This window comes from Streptomyces sp. NPDC059785 (assembly GCF_042732375.1).
Classification (GTDB): Bacteria; Actinomycetota; Actinomycetes; order Streptomycetales; family Streptomycetaceae; genus Streptomyces.
The window spans coordinates 1-16,213 of record NZ_JBHWHV010000110.1 but is presented as its reverse complement, the minus strand read 5'-3'; the positions used below and the strand labels follow the sequence as shown (position 1 = coordinate 16,213).

General features: G+C 74.8%; 12 protein-coding genes and 2 pseudogenes. 8 read left to right on the top strand and 6 right to left on the bottom strand.

Going from position 1 to position 16,213, the window contains the following annotated elements:
• Nucleotides 1-132: 132 nt before the first annotated feature.
• From ACFV6E_RS41965 to ACFV6E_RS41955, 3 genes are read right to left on the bottom strand one after another with little or no spacing between them, the layout of a single operon-like run.
• Nucleotides 133-1,203, bottom strand: coding sequence for a prenyltransferase/squalene oxidase repeat-containing protein (locus tag ACFV6E_RS41965; protein ID WP_385468962.1), 1,071 nt, complete (start codon nt 1,201-1,203; stop codon nt 133-135).
• Nucleotides 1,200-2,012, bottom strand: a complete 813-nt coding sequence (locus ACFV6E_RS41960) for a class I SAM-dependent methyltransferase (RefSeq protein ID WP_385170568.1) — start codon at nt 2,010-2,012, stop codon at nt 1,200-1,202. The genes ACFV6E_RS41965 and ACFV6E_RS41960 overlap by 4 nt, the downstream gene beginning before the upstream one ends.
• Nucleotides 2,006-3,454: a glycosyltransferase family 4 protein gene (locus tag ACFV6E_RS41955; RefSeq protein WP_385170571.1), complete on the bottom strand. Its 1,449-nt coding sequence runs from the start codon at nt 3,452-3,454 to the stop codon at nt 2,006-2,008. Before ACFV6E_RS41955 ends, ACFV6E_RS41960 begins: the two co-directional genes overlap by 7 nt.
• A 335-nt stretch (nt 3,455-3,789) precedes the next feature.
• On the opposite strand from ACFV6E_RS41955, the pseudogene ACFV6E_RS41950 reads away from it, so the two are divergent.
• Together ACFV6E_RS41950 and ACFV6E_RS41945 are read left to right on the top strand one after the other, a co-directional pair.
• A pseudogene (locus tag ACFV6E_RS41950) lies at nt 3,790-3,963 on the top strand (hypothetical protein); the annotation flags it as partial.
• A gap of 281 nt (nt 3,964-4,244) precedes the next feature.
• A pseudogene (locus tag ACFV6E_RS41945) lies at nt 4,245-4,838 on the top strand (TetR family transcriptional regulator); the annotation flags it as partial.
• A gap of 37 nt (nt 4,839-4,875) precedes the next feature.
• Here the strand turns inward: ACFV6E_RS41945 and ACFV6E_RS41940 are convergent.
• The gene (locus tag ACFV6E_RS41940; protein ID WP_385170573.1) at nt 4,876-5,109 is read right to left on the bottom strand and encodes a ferredoxin; all 234 of its coding nucleotides are present in this window, start codon (nt 5,107-5,109) and stop codon (nt 4,876-4,878) included.
• 2 nt (nt 5,110-5,111) lie between these two features.
• Nucleotides 5,112-6,569 carry an aldehyde dehydrogenase gene (locus ACFV6E_RS41935; RefSeq protein ID WP_385468959.1) on the bottom strand — a complete coding sequence of 486 codons (1,458 nt, stop codon included), beginning with the start codon at nt 6,567-6,569 and terminating at the stop codon, nt 5,112-5,114.
• A 202-nt stretch (nt 6,570-6,771) separates the two neighbouring features.
• Here ACFV6E_RS41935 and ACFV6E_RS41930 point away from each other — a divergent pair, with 202 nt between their 5' ends.
• Nucleotides 6,772-7,836, top strand: a complete 1,065-nt coding sequence (locus ACFV6E_RS41930; protein ID WP_385170577.1) for an MBL fold metallo-hydrolase — start codon at nt 6,772-6,774, stop codon at nt 7,834-7,836.
• Nucleotides 7,837-7,880: 44 nt separating this feature from the next.
• Here ACFV6E_RS41930 and ACFV6E_RS41925 read toward each other — a convergent pair whose 3' ends face one another.
• The gene (locus ACFV6E_RS41925) at nt 7,881-9,992 is read right to left on the bottom strand and encodes an ATP-binding protein (RefSeq protein ID WP_385468956.1); all 2,112 of its coding nucleotides are present in this window, start codon (nt 9,990-9,992) and stop codon (nt 7,881-7,883) included.
• 158 nt (nt 9,993-10,150) lie between these two features.
• Here ACFV6E_RS41925 and ACFV6E_RS41920 point away from each other — a divergent pair, with 158 nt between their 5' ends.
• The 5 genes from ACFV6E_RS41920 to ACFV6E_RS41900 all read left to right on the top strand — a co-directional run.
• Nucleotides 10,151-11,788, top strand: coding sequence for a PP2C family protein-serine/threonine phosphatase (locus tag ACFV6E_RS41920; RefSeq protein WP_385468953.1), 1,638 nt, complete (start codon nt 10,151-10,153; stop codon nt 11,786-11,788).
• Nucleotides 11,789-12,167: 379 nt separating this feature from the next.
• Complete coding sequence (locus ACFV6E_RS41915) at nt 12,168-13,415, top strand: prenyltransferase/squalene oxidase repeat-containing protein (RefSeq protein ID WP_385468950.1); 1,248 nt, start codon at nt 12,168-12,170, stop codon at nt 13,413-13,415.
• On the top strand, nt 13,412-14,083 hold the full coding sequence (locus ACFV6E_RS41910) for an SCO2322 family protein (RefSeq protein ID WP_385468947.1): 672 nt from the start codon (nt 13,412-13,414) through the stop codon (nt 14,081-14,083). The genes ACFV6E_RS41915 and ACFV6E_RS41910 overlap by 4 nt, the downstream gene beginning before the upstream one ends.
• A 15-nt stretch (nt 14,084-14,098) precedes the next feature.
• Complete coding sequence (locus ACFV6E_RS41905; RefSeq protein ID WP_385468944.1) at nt 14,099-15,415, top strand: energy-coupling factor transporter transmembrane component T; 1,317 nt, start codon at nt 14,099-14,101, stop codon at nt 15,413-15,415.
• Nucleotides 15,412-16,213 (top strand): ABC transporter ATP-binding protein (locus ACFV6E_RS41900; RefSeq protein ID WP_385468941.1); only part of this gene is annotated, 802 nt, incomplete at its 3' end. The genes ACFV6E_RS41905 and ACFV6E_RS41900, both read left to right, overlap by 4 nt.

Below are 16,213 nucleotides of genomic sequence, written 5' to 3'. Positions count from 1 at the left end.
GCCCTCGTACTGGACGTACTCGGGCTTTCGCCCGGTGCGGCGAGAGGGCGTGCATGGCGTCGCGCGGCAGGCGGGACTTTCGCAACACGCCCTAGCGCAGGCACCCGCGTAGCGCCCGCGTCCGCGCGGGCGCTACGCGCAGCAGTCCGGGTCCAGTCCGTTCGGCAGGCGTTCGGCGCCGAAGACCGCGCAGGTCGGTTCGTCGCCGCCGAGGGCCGCCACCGCGAGGAGCAGGGAGCCGGCGGTCCAGCTGGTCAGTTCCTCGGGCCAGACGGCGCCGTCCTCGAAGACGTAACCCGTCCAGTACAGGCCGGACTCCGGGTCGCGCAGGTGCTGGATCGACTGGAGTATCTCCAGGGCGCGGTCGGACTCGCCGGTGACCCAGAGGGCCAGGGCCAGTTCGGCGGACTCGCCGCCGGTCACCCACGGGTTGGGCACGACGCAGCGGACGCCGAGCCCGGGGACCACGAAGCGCTCCCAGCCCTCCTCGATGCGGGACTTGGCCTCGGCGCCGGTCAGCGCGCCGCCGAGCACCGGGTAGTACCAGTCCATCGAGTAGCGGCTCTTGTCGAGGAACCGCTCGGGGTGGCGGCGGATCGCGTGCCGCAGCGCGCCGGCCGCCAGCTCCCAGTCCGGCTGCGGTTCCTCGCGCTGCTCGGCGATGGCGAGCGCGCAGCGCAGTGCGTGGTGTATCGACGAACTGCCGGTCAGCAGCGCGTCGTTGACCGCCGTACCGTCGTCCTCGCGCTTCCAGCCGATCTGTCCGCCGGGCTGCTGGAGGCGGAGGACGAACTCCACGGCGGCGTACACCGACGGCCACATCCGGTCGAGGAAGGTGTCGTCGCCGGTGGCCAGGTAGTGGTGCCAGACGCCGACCGCGACGTAGGCGACGAAGTTGGTCTCCCGGCCGCGGTCGGTGACGTCCGCGTGGTCGCCGTCGGCGTAGGCGGCGTACCAGGAGCCGTCCGGGTTCTGGTGCCGGGCGAGCCAGTCGTAGGCGCGCTCCGCCGCTTCGTGCTCCCCGGCCGCGTCGAGCGCCATCGCGGCCTCGGTGTGGTCCCAGGGGTCGAGGTGGTGGCCGCGGAACCAGGGGATCGCCCCGTCGGGGCGCTGCACCCCGAGGATGCCGCGCACGGTGGCGGCCGCCTCCTCGGCGGTGAGGACCCCGGGCAGGACGAGGTGTTCTGTCCGGGGCGTCGTCACGAAGCGTCCACCGCGGCGGCGGGCGTGTTCGGCCCGGTCACGTCGGCGCCGGCGGCGGGCGCGTCCGTCCCGGTCGTGGCCGCCGCGGCGGCGGGCAGGTGCGGCTTGGTCGCGTACGCCACGAAGCTCTTGCCGATCAGCGGGTTGAGCGCGTTCTCGGCGACCCGGGTGGCGAGCGGCTTCTTCATGATGTCCCAGACCAGCAGCTTGTGGTACGCCCGCACGGGCAGCGCACGGTCGTTGTCGACGCCGAACGCGCACTTCAGCCACCAGTACGGGGAGTGCAGGCCGTGCGCGTGGTGGGTGCCGTAGGGGCGCAGGCCCGCCTCGCGCATCCTGCCGAGCAGTTCCTCCGCCCGGTAGATGCGGATGTGGCCGCCCTCGACCTCGTGGTACGCGTCGGACAGCGCCCAGCAGATCTTCTCGGGCCCGTAGCGCGGGACGGTGACGGCGATCCGGCCGCCGGGCTTGAGCACCCGGACCATCTCGGCGAGGACGCCCTTGTCGTCCGGGATGTGCTCCATGACCTCGGAGATGATCACGACATCGAAGGACTCGTCCGGGAAGGGCAGGGCCAGGGCGTCGCCCTCCATCGCCGTCGCAGTGGCCCCGGCGGGCGCCTCGCCGGCCTCCTTCATCGCCGCGAACCACTTGGCGACCTCGCGGATCTCCTCGCCGTTGCGGTCCAGCGCGACGACCCGGGCGCCGCGCCGGTAGCACTCGAACGCGTGCCGGCCGGCGCCACAGCCGAGGTCCAGCACACGGTCGCCCGGGGCGAGCGGGAACCGGGAGAAGTCGACGGTCAGCACGTGGCCCTGCTTTCGCGGTCGAGGGTTTCTACGGGGGGTACGGAGGAGGTTGCCGAGGAGGGTGCGGCGGTGGCACCGGGCGCCTGCGGCGCAGTCGCCCGGCGGCCGGAGCGGGAACCGGCGGCGCGGCCCTTCGGGGCGGCGGCGATCGCCTCGCGGTAGCGCGCCACCGTGCCCTCGGCCGCGCGGGCCCAGGTGAAGTGGCGCAGCACCCGCTCGCGGCCCGCGAGGCCGAGCCGGGCGCGCAGTTCGGCGTCGCCGAGGAGGCGGCTCAGTCCGGCCGCCAGGGCGCCGGGGTCGCCGGGCGGCACGGCCAGGCACGTCTCGCCGTCGGTCCCCGCGACCTCGGGGATCGCGCCGCCGGTCGTCGCCACCAGCGGGGTGCCCGTCGCCATCGCCTCGGCGGCGGGCAGCGAGAACCCCTCGTACAGGGAGGGCACGCAGGCGACCTCCGCCGACCGGACGAGGTCGACGAGTTCGGCGTCCGAGATGCCCTTGACGAACTCGACGGCGCCTTCGAGGCCGTAGCGCTCTATGGCCGCGGCGACCGGGCCGTCCTCGGCGCGCTTGCCGACGACGACGAGGTGCGCGGCGGGGTGCTCGGCGCGCACCTTGGCGAGCGCCTCGACCAGGAAGACCAGGCCCTTGAGCGGCACGTCGGCGCTGGAGGTGGTGACGATGCGGCCCGGCACCTGCGCCACCGCCGGATCGGGCGAGAAGAGGTCGGTGTCGGCGCCGATGTGGACGACGTGGATGCGCTCGCCGCGGACCCTGAGGTGGTCGGCGATCTCCTGGCGCGAGGTGCCGGAGACCGTGAGCACGGACGGCAGGCGGCGCGCGACGCGCTTCTGCATCCGGGTGAAGGCGTACCAGCGGCGGACCGAGGCGCGGCGCTGCCAGGTCTCGGCGGCGTCCAGCTCCAGCTTCCGGTCGACGGTGATCGGGTGGTGGATGGTGGTCACCAGCGGGGCGCCGACGTCGCCGAGCAGCCCGTAGCCGAGGGTCTGGTTGTCGTGGACGACGTCGAACTCGCCGCGGCGGGCGCGCAGATGGCGGCGGGCGCGCAGGGAGAAGGTGAGCGGCTCGGGGAAGCCGCCGGTCCACATGGTGCCGACCTCGAGGGCGTCGATCCAGTCCCGGTACTCCTCGCGCTTCGGGGTGCGGAAGGGGTCGGGCTGGCGGTACAGGTCGAGGCTCGGCAGTTCGGTGAGGGAGAGGCCCCCCGGGCCCCCGTGCTCGTCGAGCACCGGGTAGGGCTGGGAGCCGATGACCTCGACGCGGTGGCCGAGGCGGGCGAGCTCGCGCGAGAGGTGGCGGACGTAGACGCCCTGGCCGCCGCAGAACGGGTTCCCCTTGTAGGTCAGGAGCGCGATGCGCAGGGGCCGTCCGCCGTCCGCGGCGGGACCCTGCTCGGGACCCGCCTCCATGGCCTCAGCGGTCACTCCGGGCCCCCTTCTTCCTGCACTGTCCCGCGAGATTACGCCGGGACGCTAATCTAGAACAAGTTGCAGACTTGATCGTCCGAGGACCACTGAATCTACCGGCAGGTAGGGCAGGTGTGAGCGGTGGATCAGGTGATTCACGCCACGACGGAGACTTATGCCTGCGGAAGCCAAGGCGGCACGGGCCGCGACCGCGCGGGACGAAGCCAGGACCGCGCGGAACGCGGCCACGACCTCGCCGGACGCGACCATGACCGGGCAGGAGGCAGCCACGACCGGGCCGGACCCGGCCACGATCGGGCGGGACGCGGCCACGACCGCGCGCGACGCAGCCGCAACCGGGCGGGACGCGGCCACAACCCCGCCGAACGCAGCCGCAACCGGGCGGGACGCGGCCACAACCCCGCCGAACGCAGCCAAGACCGCGCCGGACGCAGCCAAGACCCCGCGGGACGCAGCCACAACCCCGCCGAACGCGGCCAAGACCGGGCGGGACGCGGCCAGGACCTCGCGGGACGCGGCCACAACCGGGCGCGACGCGGCCACAACCCCGCCGAACGCGGCCAAGACCGGGCGGGACGCGGCCACAACCGCGCCGGACGCAGCCAAGACCCCGCGGGACGCAGCCACAACCCCGCCGAACGCAGCCACAACCCCGCCGAACGCAGCCAAGACCGCGCCGAACGCAGCCAAGACCTCGCGGGACGCGGCCACAACCGGGCGCGGCGCGGCCAGGACCGCGCGCGACGGCGCGCGGCCCGCGCACCCGGATCCGCGCGCCGTCGCGCAGCCCGCCTCGCCCCCGCTCACCGAGCGCCAGGAGGCCCGTCGCCGGCGCATCCTGCGCGCGAGCGCCCAGCTCGCCAGCCGGGGCGGCTTCGACGCGGTGCAGATGCGGGAGGTCGCCGAGGTCTCGCAGGTCGCGCTCGGCACGCTCTACCGCTACTTCCCGTCCAAAGTCCACCTGCTGGTCGCCACGATGCAGGACCAGCTCGAGCACATGCACGGCACGCTGCGCAAGAAGCCGCCGAACGGGGAGCGTGCCGCCGAACGGGTGGCGGAGACGCTGATGCGGGCGTTCCGGGCGCTCCAGCGCGAACCGCACCTCGCCGACGCGATGGTCCGCGCGCTCACCTTCGCGGACCGCAGCGTCAGCCCCGAGGTCGACCAGGTCTCCCGCCAGACGACGGTGATCATCCTGGACGCGATGGGCCTGGACGTGCCCACCGCCGAGCAGCTCTCCGCGGTCCGCGTCATCGAGCACACCTGGCACTCGGCCCTCATCACCTGGCTCTCCGGACGGGCCTCGATCGCCCAGGTCAAGATCGACATAGAGACGGTGTGCCGGCTGATCGACCTGACGGAGCCGGGCGACGAGGGCTGAGGCCGTCACGCGTACGAGGTCATTCCTCCGTACGAGGTCATTCCTCCGGCGGGAACACCGGCTCCCCGCTGCCCTGGAGGGTGATCGTGATGGCCTCGACGGGGCAGCCCTCGGCCGCCTCCAGGACCCGTTCCTCGGCGTCGGTCTCCGCGGCGGCCGGGTGGGACTGCATGGCGGCGTCGAGCCGGAAGGCGTCCGGTGCCTGGTGCACACACTGGGCGGAGCCGATGCAGACGGACCGGTCGACCTCCACGTGCCAGCGGTCACCCACGCCTACGCCTCCTGGTCCGCGGGCAGGTGGATCATCTTGTGCTCCAGGAACTCGCCGTAGCCCTCGGGGCCGAACTCCCGGCCGAGCCCGGAGTTCTTGTAGCCGCCGAAGGGACCGAGCATGTCGAGGCTGAAGGTGTTGACCGAGTAGGTGCCGGTGCGCACCCGGCGGGCCACGTCGATGCCGCGCTCCGTGTCCGCCGTCCAGACGCTGCCGCTGAGCCCGTAGTCCGAGTCGTTGGCGATCTTCACGGCCTCGCCCTCGTCACCGTACGGGAGCAGGCAGATGACGGGTCCGAAGATCTCCTCGCGGGCGATCCGCATGGAGTTGTCGACGTCGCCGAAGAGGGTGGGCTCCACGTACCAGCCGCGCTCCAGGCCCGGCGGGCGCCCACCGCCGACCAGGATCTTGGCGCCCTCCTCCTGGCCGATGCGGATGTAGTCGAGGCTGCGCTGCTGCTGGCGCCGGGCGACCAGCGGGCCCACCTGGGTCGCCGGGTCCAGCGGGTCGCCGACCACGAGCGCGTCCGCGGCGGCGGCGAAGGCGTCCGCGAACTCGTCGTAGCGCGAGCGCGGCAGCAGGATGCGGGTCTGCGCCACGCACGCCTGGCCGTTGTTCATCCAGGCGGCCGAGACGATGCCGGGGACGGCGGTGGCGAGGTCGGCGTCGGGGAGGACCACGGCCGCCGACTTGCCGCCCAGTTCCAGGGTGACCCGGGTGAGGTTGCGGGCGGCGACCTCCATCACGCGTTTGCCGGCCGCGACGGACCCGGTGAAGGAGACCTTGTCGATGCCGGGGTGCCCGACCAGGTACTCGCTGACCTCGCGGTCCGCGGGCAGGATCGACAGGACGCCCTCCGGGAGCCCCGCCGCGCGCGCGATCTCGCCGAGCAGATAGGCGTCCAGGGGCGACTCGGGCGACGGCTTGAGGACGACGGTGCAGCCGGTGAGCAGCGCGGGCGCGAGCTTGGCGGCGGCGACGAACTGGGGCACGTTCCACGGCACGACGGCGGCGACCACGCCCACCGGCTCGCGGCGGACGAGCAGCTTGCCGAGGACGCCGTCGCGCCGCTCCTCGTACCGGAAGTCCCGGGCGACGGTGATCGCCGCGTCCCAGACCATCATCGCGCCGAGCGCCTGCGCGAGGACGCTCCAGGAGTACGGGGAGCCGTTCTCGGCGGAGATCACGCGGGCGATCTCCTCGTGGCGGGCGGCGATCGCGTCCTTGATGCGGGTGACGACCGCGATCCGCTCGTCGAGCGTGGCCCGGGGCCAGGGGCCCTCGTCGAAGGCGGCGCGGGCGGCGGCGACGGCCCGGTCCACGTCCGCTTCCGAGGCGTGCGGCACCCGGCCGATGACCTCCTCGGTGTGCGGGGAGACCACCTCGATGACGTCCTGTCCCAGGGGGTCCGCCAGCTCCCCGCCGATGTACAGCTGTCCGTGCTCCACGAGCTCCGTCATGGCCGACTGCCTTCCCGGGGACTGTCCCTGACAGGTCATCAGATGCGACTACGAGACCCGTGATACCAGGTGCCGCCGGAGGAGTCCACGGGCCGGGACCGGCCCGCGGGACACCCCGGCCGCCGGCCGGGAAGTCGGCTCGGGCTCCCAATGGAACTCGTTCTAGTTATAGTGGCCGGTAGGCGGCGATTGGCGGGCGACCATGGCGCAGGTGACCGATCACGGCGGGGGCGTGCGCTCGATCCGGGTCCCGATCCCGGACAACCCGCTCGGCCACACCCTGGTGTACGTCGTGGACACCGACCGCGGCCCGGCCCTGATCGACACCGGCTGGGACGACCCGGACTCCTGGGACGTGCTCACCGAAGGGCTCACCGCCTGCGGCACCTCGGCCGCCGAGATCCACGGCGTGGTCGTCACCCACCACCACCCCGACCACCACGGCCTCTCGGGCCGGGTCCGGGAGGCGTCGGGCGCCTGGATCGCGATGCACGCCGCGGACACCGCGGTGGTCCGGCGGATGCGCGAGACCCGGCGCGGGCTCTGGCTGTCGTACATGGAGCGGAAACTGACGGCCGCGGGCGCGCCCGACGCGCACGTGGCGCCGCTGCGCGCGGCCCGGCCGGGCGAGGGCCGCGCCTTCACGGCCGCGCTCCCCGACCGCGACATCCTCCCCGGCGAACTCCTCGACCTGCCCGGCCGCCGCCTGCGGGCGGTCTGGACCCCGGGACACACCCCGGGCCACGTCTGCCTGCACCTGGAGGAGGCCCACCCGGCCGGACTCACGGGCCACGGCCGGCTGTTCTCCGGCGACCACCTGCTGCCGGAGATCACCCCGCACATCGGCCTGTACGAGGCACCGGACGACGACGGCAATCTCCCCGGGCCGCACGGGCTCACCGGTTCCGGCGAGGTCACCGACCCGCTCGGCGACTACCTGGACTCCCTGGAGCGCGTCGGCCGGCTCGGTCCCGCCGAGGTGCTCCCCGCCCACCAGCACGCCTTCACCGACGCGCCCGCGCGGGTACGGCAGTTGCTCGCGCACCACGAGGAACGGCTCACCGGGCTGCTCGCCCTGCTCACCGTCCCGCTCACCCCCTGGCAGCTCGCCGAGCGCATGGAGTGGAACCGCCCCTGGGACCGCATCCCCGGCCAGTCGCGCACCATCGCGGTCTCCGAGGCCGAGGCGCATCTGCGCCGGCTGGTGAAACTGGGCCGCGCGGAGGCGGACCTCGACGCCGATCCGGTGACGTACGTGGCGGTGTGACGGCGCCCGCCCCTGGGTGAGGTGCGCGAGGCGGGCGCCGGGCGTCACTGCCCCTTGGCCGCGTGCTCCAGACCCTGCTGGTACGGCATCGCGCGCCCCGCCTCGTACTCCCTGTCGTACGCCGCGTCGCCGATCAGGGCGCGGACCCGCAGCTCGTGGGTGCGGCGGGTGGCGATCAGGTCCGGGGAGTTGAGCTGGGCGCGGCCGGTGAACTCCCAGGCCCGCTGGCCGATACCGAGGAGCCGGGCCGCGAAGTCGCCCTCCCCGGCCTCGACGGCCGCGGCGGCGAGCACGTCAAGGGCCATGGCCGCGCCCACCGTGTTGTGCAGCAGCGCGTGCCCGGCCAGGGCGCCGCGGGCGTTGCGCAGCGCCGAAAGGACGTCGCCGCGGCCCAGGTCGGCCTGGGCCACGAAGCACTCCGCGAACGCGCCCGTCCAGCACTCGCCGAGTTCGAGCCCCGCCGTGCGCACCTCGCGCGCCACCTCGCGGGCCGCGTCGAACTCGCCGAGCAGCAGATGGCAGAAGGAGAGCGCGAGGCGGGTCTGGAGCTGGGCGGCGCCGAACACGTCGCCCTGGACCGGGATTCGGGGGACCGAGGCGAGCAGGCCGACCGCCTCGGCGACCCTGCCGGTCAGGGACAGGTGCCCGCCGGTGAGGGAGGCGGCGGCCACCACCGCCACGGGGTCGCCCAGTTCCCGCGCGGCGTCCGCGCAGAGCGCCGCCCAGTGCCCCGCCCCGTCCAGGTCGCCCTGGAGGAGGGCCACGGCGCCGCGCACCCACAGCGCGCGGGCGCGGGCGGAGTCCTCGGCGTCCGCCGCGGCCCGTCCGTCCCCGGCGAGCACCTGGTCGAGGCAGTGCTGGGCGTCCCGCAGATATCCGCAGTGCCGCCAGAGGAAGCCGATGTCGGCGGCCGTCTCCAGGGCGACGGCGCTGTGCGGCTCGGCGAGCGCGCAGTCCATCGCCGCCCGGAGGTTGGCGTGTTCGCGCAGGGTGCGCTCGCACCACTCGGTCTGGCGGGCGGTGTTCCAGGCGGCGCACCCCTCGCGGGCCAGCCGCCGGTAGTGGTCGCGGTGGAGCAGCCGCACCCGCTGTTCCTCGCCCAGCTCGCGCAGCCAGTCGGCGCCGAACTCCCGCACCGTGTCCGGGAGCCGGAAGCGCTCGGGGTCGGTGCGGTGGGACAGCACGATGGACTGCTCGACCAGCCGGGCCAGCAGGTCGTCGACGGCCTCGGCGGACAGCGGGCCGCCCGTGCAGATCTCCTCGACGGCCGTCATGTGGAAGCCGCCCGCGAACACCGAGAGCCGGGCCCACAGCAACCGCTCGAGCGGCGCGCACAGTTCGTGGCTCCAGCCGATGGCCGTACGCAGCGTACGGTGGCGCGCGGGTCCTTCGACGGGCCCCTCTACGGCGTCCGAGGTGAGGATGTCGAGGGCGGTGGGCAGCCGCTCGCCGAGCCGGCCGTGCAGCTCGTCGAGGGAGAGCTCGCCGAGGCGGGCGGCGGCGAGTTCGATGGCGAGCGGGATGCCGTCGAGGCGTTCGCAGACGGCGGTGGCGGTGGCGCGGTCGGCCTCGTCCAGGACGAATCCCGGATCGGCGGCGGCCGCGCGGTCGGCGAACAGGGCCACGGCGTCGTCCGGCACCGGCAGCGGATCGACCCGCAGCACCTGCTCCGCAGGCAGCCCGAGCGGCTCCCGGCTGGTGACGAGCACCCGCAGTCCGGGCAGGGCGGGCAGCAGCGTCTCGACCAGGGCGACGCAGTCCGCCAGGACGTGTTCGCAGGAGTCGAGGATCAGCAGCAGCCGTTTGTCCGCGGCCCAGTCGGCCACCACCTCGGTCACCGGGCTCGTCGACTGGTCGCCCAGGCGCAGCGCCTCCAGCACGGCGAGTCCGACCAGGCCCGGGGTGCGCAGCGGGGACAGCTCCACCAGCCAGACGCCGTCCGGGAAGGAGGCGGCCGCGCGGCCCGCGGCGTCGAGGGCGAGCCGGGTCTTGCCGACCCCTCCGGCGCCGACCAGGCTCACCGGCCCTTTCGCCGCCTCACCGTCGTCGAGTTCAAGCCGACTGCGCAGCCAGGTGAGTTCGGCCCGCCTTCCGACGAACGTACCGACTACGGGCGGGAGATTGCCGGTGCGGTGACCGGACGGCTGCTCAGACACAGCGTCAGTGTGTCGGCGTCGGACCCACGTCAGAGGCCGCTCCCCGAACTCGGACAGAAAGATCCAGTGCCGGAGTCATATCCGGCAGTTTCCGAAGAGATGCGGTCAACTCCCTGTTGATCAAGTGAAGACGGGCGATATTCGGAGATCGTCGGATGATGGCCGAGAGGGAGCAGAGGGAGCGGATGACCGCCAAGGACAAGGGCGGCGCGGGTGGTACGGGTGACGGCACGGGCGGCTCGGTCGGCACCGGCGGCACGGCCGGCGCGGGTGGCACGGCCGGCGCGGGTGGCGCCGGCGGCGGCACGGGCAGCGCCGGCGGTCTGGGCAGCACCGGCGCCCTGGGCGGCTTGAACAGCACTGGCGGCATGGGCGGCTCGGGCAGCACTCGCGGATCGGGGAGCGCTGGAAGCGGCACTGTCGGCCCGGGCAGCACTGGCGTCACTGCGGGCACGGTCGGCACCGGCGGCGGCACGGGCAGCACCGGCGCCCTGGGCGGCATGGGCGGCTCGGGCAGCACTCGCGGATCGGGGAGCGCTGGAAGCGGCACTGTCGGCCCGGGCAGCACTGGCGTCACTGCGGGCACGGTCGGCACCGGCGGCACGGGCGGCATGGGCAGCTCGGTCGGCACCGGCGGCGGCTCGGTCGGCACCGGCACCGGCGGCAACTCGGTCGGTACCGGCACCGGCGGCGGCTCGGTCGGTACCGGCACCGGCGGCGGCTCGGTCGGTACCGGCGGCGAGGACGTCTGCGGGCGGGAGTACCGGCTGCTGCTCGCCCCGCTGGCCGCCTGTCTGCTGATCGCCGCCCCCGACCTGCTCTTCGACCGGGTCCCGTCCCTGATCACCCTGCTGCTCATCGGCCCGCTGCTGGCCTGTGTCCGGCTCGGCACCCGCAGCACCCTGCTGAGCTGCTGCTGCTCCGTGGCGCTCGGCCTGGCCATGGGGATCGGCGACGGCCCGGTGCCGGGCCCGGGGTCCGCCGTGAGCTGGGGCGGGCTCGTCCTCGGCTGCGCGCTCACCGTGCACGCGGCGCGCCAGCGCGAGCGGCTGGCCGCCACGCTGGCCCAGGCCCGCGAGGTGGCCCGGGTCACCCAGCGGGCCATCCTGCGCCCCATCTCCAGGAACCTGGACGGCACCCAGGTCAGCACCCGCTACCACTGCGCCGCCCGGGAGTCCGCGGTCGGCGGCGATCTGTACGACGTCGCGGTGACCCCGTTCGGCCTGCGGGTCGTCGTCGGCGACGTCCGCGGGCACGGTCTCGACGCGCTCCGGCTGACCGCCGACACCATCGCAGGCTTCCGCGAGCTGGCCTATCGCGCGCCCGACCTGACGGCGGTCGCCGAGGGGCTCGACGCCCGGCTCGCCCCGGAGCTGGGGCCCGAGGACTTCGTGACGGCGGTGCTCGCCGAGTTCGGCCCCGGCGAGGTGCGGCTGGTCAACTGCGGCCATCCGGCGCCGCTGCGCTTCGGCCACCGGGTCGAACTGCTGGAGCCGGTGGTCCCCGCGCCGCCGCTCGGCCTCGGGCCCGAACCGCGCCAGTACCGGGTACGGCTCCAGCCCGGCGACCGGCTCCTGCTCTACACCGACGGGCTGACCGAGGCCAGGGACCAGCACGGCGCGAGCTTCCCGCTCCTCGGCGAGGCCGTGCACGCCCTGCGCGAGCCCCTGCCGGAAGAAGCCCTGCACACCCTGTACACCGCCCTGCTCGACCACATCGGCGGCCCGCCCGCCGACGACCTGGCCCTGGTCCTGTGCCAGCCACTGGAGGCACCGGTCCCGACACCGGTGCCGTAGCCCCATGGGCGGCCGATCCCCGTATCCGGCCGATCCCCCGTCCCCGGCGGCCGGGGTCGCACAGGTGGTCCTCAGGCCGTTCGCTACGGGCCGGTAGAGTGGGCAGGTCGTCATCACACCCGTACGGGGGGAATCCGGCGCAATCGCGGCGCCGGTTCCGGTCCGGGCCGTCCTTGGTCCTCGGCCGCACCCGAGCCGGGCGGGCCGCCCCCACTCGTGGACCATCCGCAGGTGGTACGCCGGATCGCCGCGTGCGGGACGTGACCGGCTCGCGCCATCGGCAGCCCGCCGCTGGCCGGCACCGTCGAGGGATACGGGGCCGGAGCCACCGGTAGCCCAGCGGGGGCCCGGTGCTGCCCGGCGCCCCGCAGGGAGAGTCATGACTGTTCGCCGCAGCGCCGTGGTACTGGCCGCCACCGCCGTGATCGGGACGGCCGTCGCACCGGCCGCCCTCGCCGACGACTCGTCCCCGGCAGCATCGACGTCCCCGTCGACGGCGCTCCCGTCCGGCCTGTACGGCACCTCCGACCCCACCTACGACGGCGTCTGGCGCCAGTCGCTCGCGCTGCTCGCCCAGTACACCGTCGGCGTGAAGCCGGCGGACAAGGCGGTCGACTGGCTGACCGGACAGCAGTGCGCGAACGGCGCCTTCGCCCCGTACCGCGCCGACGCGACGGCGAAGTGCGGCGCCAAAACCATGGTCGACACCAACAGCACCGCGGCCGCCGTACAGGCCCTGGCCGCGCCCGGCGGGCACGACGACGCCACCGGCAAGGCGCTGACCTGGCTGAAGTCCGTCCAGAACAAGGACGGCGGCTGGGGCTACACCGCGGGCGGCGCGAGCGACGCCAACTCGACCTCCGTGGTGATCGGCGCGCTGGCCGCCGCCGGGGAGAAGCCCGGGGACGTCGCCAAGGGCGGCAAGTCCCCGTACGACGCGCTGGTGAAGCTGTCGATTCCCTGCGCCGAGGACGGCGGCGGCGCCTTCGCCTACCAGCCGGACAAGAAGGGCGGCCTCGCCGCGAACGAGGACGCCACCGCCGCGGCGGTCCTCGGCGGGCTCGGCAAGGGCCTCGCGGCGACGGCGGGCAAGGCCTCCGCCGACGCCACCTGCCAGAAGGCCGACCAGCCCACCCCCGAGCAGGCCGCGCACAACGGCGCGGTCCACCTCGCCGCCACCTTGAAGGACACCTCGTACCTGAAGTCCGCGCTGGCCGGCGCCGAGGACCAGCCCGACTACGGCAACACCGCGGACGCGGTCGTCGCGCTCGCCGCCGCGGGCTCCGCCGACGCCGCGAAGCAGTCCCTCGCCTGGCTGGAGAAGAACTCCGCCGACTGGGCGGCGAAGTCGGGCCCGGCCGCGTACGCGCAGCTCATCCTCGCCGCGCACGCCACCGGCGCCGACCCGCGCGACTTCGGCGGCGCCGACCTCGTGAAGCAGCTCGGCGCGACCGGTCCTGCGGCGCAGACGGCCGGGTCCTCGGCGAGCCCGAGCGCCACGAAGGACGAGCAGAAGGACGACGAGGGCGACGGCGTCTCGGTCTGGTGGATCGTCGGCGTCGGCCTGGTCGGCGGCATCGGCATCGGCTTCCTGCTCAGCGGCCGCAACAAGAAGCAGCAGCTGTGACCCGGCGCGGTACGGCGGGCCTGCTCCTCTCCGTCCTCACCTGCTGCGCCGCGCTGCTCACGGTCGGCACGGCGGCTCCCGCGCAGGCCGCCGGCTACCGCTACTGGTCGTTCTGGGACCGGACCGGCGGCGCGTGGTCGTACGCCACCCAGGGCCCGTCGACGGCGCGCCCGGCCGACGGTGACGTGCAGGGCTTCCGCTTCGCCGTCAGCGAGGACTCCGGCGACGCGGCGCGCCCCCGGGGCGCCGCGGACTTCGCGGCCATCTGCGCGAAGACGCCCGCGCGGGACGGCGCCAAGCGCGTCGCCCTCGTCATCGACTTCGGTACGGCGGCGGACGCGCCCTCCGGCGAGACGCCGCCGCGCACCCGTACGGCCTGTGCGCGGGTGCCCGCCGACGCGACGACGGCCGACGCGCTCGCCTCGGTCGCGAAACCCCTGCGCTACGACACCAACGCGCTGCTGTGCGCCATCGCGGGCTATCCGGCGAAGGGCTGCGGGGAGCGGGTCTCGGCGACCGGCGGTGCCAGTGCCAGTACCGATGCCGGTGCGGACGCCGCTTCCGGTGACGGTGACGGCGGGCCGTCCGTGGGGCTGCTCGCGGGGACCGCCGCGGTCGTGGTCCTGGCCGGTGCCGCCGTCTGGCAAGCCCGCCGCCGCCGGAACTGAGACCGGCCGCCGACGATGAGACCAGCCAACGGCGAACGCCCGGACGCGGTACGCGCGACACCCGCCGTACGCGTGCCCCGGCCGCCGGGCCGCGACGGCTCCGACTCCGGTACGGGACGGCGGCCGGCCCCGCGCGCGGCCCGGGCACCGCGGGCGCACCGGTCCAACGCGCTGCACCCGGGCGCCTGGTGGATCTGGGCCCTTGGCCTCGGCGTCGCCGCGTCGCGGACCACCAATCCGCTGCTGCTCGCCCTGCTGGCCGGGGTGGCCGGCTACGTCGTGGCGGCCCGCCGCACCGACGCCCCCTGGGCCCGCTCCTACGGAGCCTTCGTCAGGCTCGGCCTGGCCGTGCTCGTGATCCGGCTCGGCTTCGCCGTGTTCCTCGGCTCCCCCATCCCCGGCACGCACGTCGTCGTCACCCTCCCCGAGGTGCCGCTGCCCGGCTGGGCGCAGGGCATCCGCATCGGCGGCCGGGTCACCGCCGAGGGCCTGGTCTTCGCCCTGTACGACGGTCTGAAGCTGGCCACGCTGCTGGTCTGCGTGGGCGCGGCGAACGCGCTCGCGAACCCGGCCCGGCTGCTCAAGTCACTGCCGGGCGCCCTGTACGAGGCGGGCGTCGCGGTGGTCGTCGCGCTGACGTTCGCGCCGAACCTGATCGCGGACGTGCAGCGGCTGCGCGCCGCGCGCCGGCTGCGCGGCCGTCCCGACCGCGGGCTGCGCGGCCTGCTGCACGTGGGGCTGCCGGTCCTGGAGGGCGCCCTCGAACGCTCGGTGGCGCTGGCCGCGGCGATGGACGCGCGCGGCTACGGCCGCGCCGCCGAGGTACCGGCCGCCGTCCGCCGTACGACCGCCGTCCTCACCCTGGGCGGACTGCTCGGCGTCTGCGCGGGCACGTACGGACTGCTGACCGCGGAGGGCGGGAGTTACGGGCTTCCGGTGCTGCTGGCCGGGGTGGCCGCGGCGCTCGGCGGGCTGTGGCTGGGCGGCCGGCGCTCGGTCCGTACGCGGTACCGGCCCGATGGGTGGGGGGCGCGGGCCTGGCTCGTGTCGGGGTCGGGGGTCGCGGTGGCAGGGCTCATGACCCTGGCGGGCTCCGTCGTCCCGGCTGCTCTGCATCCGGGTGTCGTACCGCTGGCCGCGCCCGTCCTGCCGCTGTGGCCCGCGGCGGCGGTCCTGCTCGGGCTGCTGCCCGCGTTCGCCGCCCCGGCCCCCGCTGTCCCGGTCCCCGCTGTCCCGGTCTCCGCCGCCCCGGTCCCCGCCACAACGACTTCCACCGTCCCGGCCCCTGCCACGCCGTCCTCTGGCGTTCCGACCTCCGAGGAGTCCTCATGATCCGCTTCACGGACGTCTCCGTGACGTTCGAGGGGGCGTCCGCGCCGACCGTCCGGGGCCTGGACTTCGAGGTGCCGGAGGGCGAACTGGTGCTGCTCGCCGGTCCGTCGGGCGTCGGCAAGTCCACCGTCCTCGGCGCGGTGAGCGGTCTGGTGCCGCACTTCACCGGCGGCACCCTGCATGGGCGGGTGACCGTCGCGGGCCGGGACACCCGTACCCACAAGCCGCGCGAACTCGCGGACGTGGTGGGCACGGTGGGCCAGGACCCGCTCGCCCACTTCGTCACGGACACGGTGGAGGACGAGCTCGCCTACGGCATGGAGTCCCTCGGTCTCGCCCCCGACGTGATGCGCCGCCGGGTGGAGGAGACCCTCGACCTGCTGGGCCTGGCCGAGCTGCGCGACCGTCCCATCGCCACGCTGTCCGGCGGGCAGCGGCAGCGCGTCGCCATCGGCTCGGTGCTCACCCCGCACCCCGGGGTGCTGGTCCTGGATGAGCCGACGTCCGCGCTCGACCCGGCCGCCGCCGAGGAGGTGCTCGCCGTGCTGCAACGGCTCGTCCACGACCTCGGCACCACGGTCTTCCTGGCCGAGCACCGGCTCGAACGGGTCGTGCAGTACGCGGACCGGGTGGTGCTGTTGCCCGCGCCGGGCGCGCCGCCGGTGCTCGGCACGCCCGCCGAGGTGATGGCCGTCTCACCGGTGGCCCCACCGGTGGTGGACCTGGGCCGCCTCGCGGGCTGGTCACCGCTGCCGCTGACGGTGCGCGACGCCAGGCGGAGGGCGGGCCCGCTGCGGG

Bases quoted from the DNA above. Each gene is read 5' to 3' on its own strand.
- ACFV6E_RS41915 (WP_385468950.1), top strand. From the start codon at position 12,168: ATGACTGTTCGCCGCAGCGCCGTGGTACTGGCCGCCACCGCCGTGATC.
- ACFV6E_RS41920 (WP_385468953.1), top strand. From the start codon at position 10,151: ATGGCCGAGAGGGAGCAGAGGGAGCGGATGACCGCCAAGGACAAGGGC.
- ACFV6E_RS41935 (WP_385468959.1), bottom strand. From the start codon at position 6,569: ATGACGGAGCTCGTGGAGCACGGACAGCTGTACATCGGCGGGGAGCTG.
- ACFV6E_RS41905 (WP_385468944.1), top strand. From the start codon at position 14,099: ATGAGACCAGCCAACGGCGAACGCCCGGACGCGGTACGCGCGACACCC.
- ACFV6E_RS41930 (WP_385170577.1), top strand. From the start codon at position 6,772: ATGGCGCAGGTGACCGATCACGGCGGGGGCGTGCGCTCGATCCGGGTC.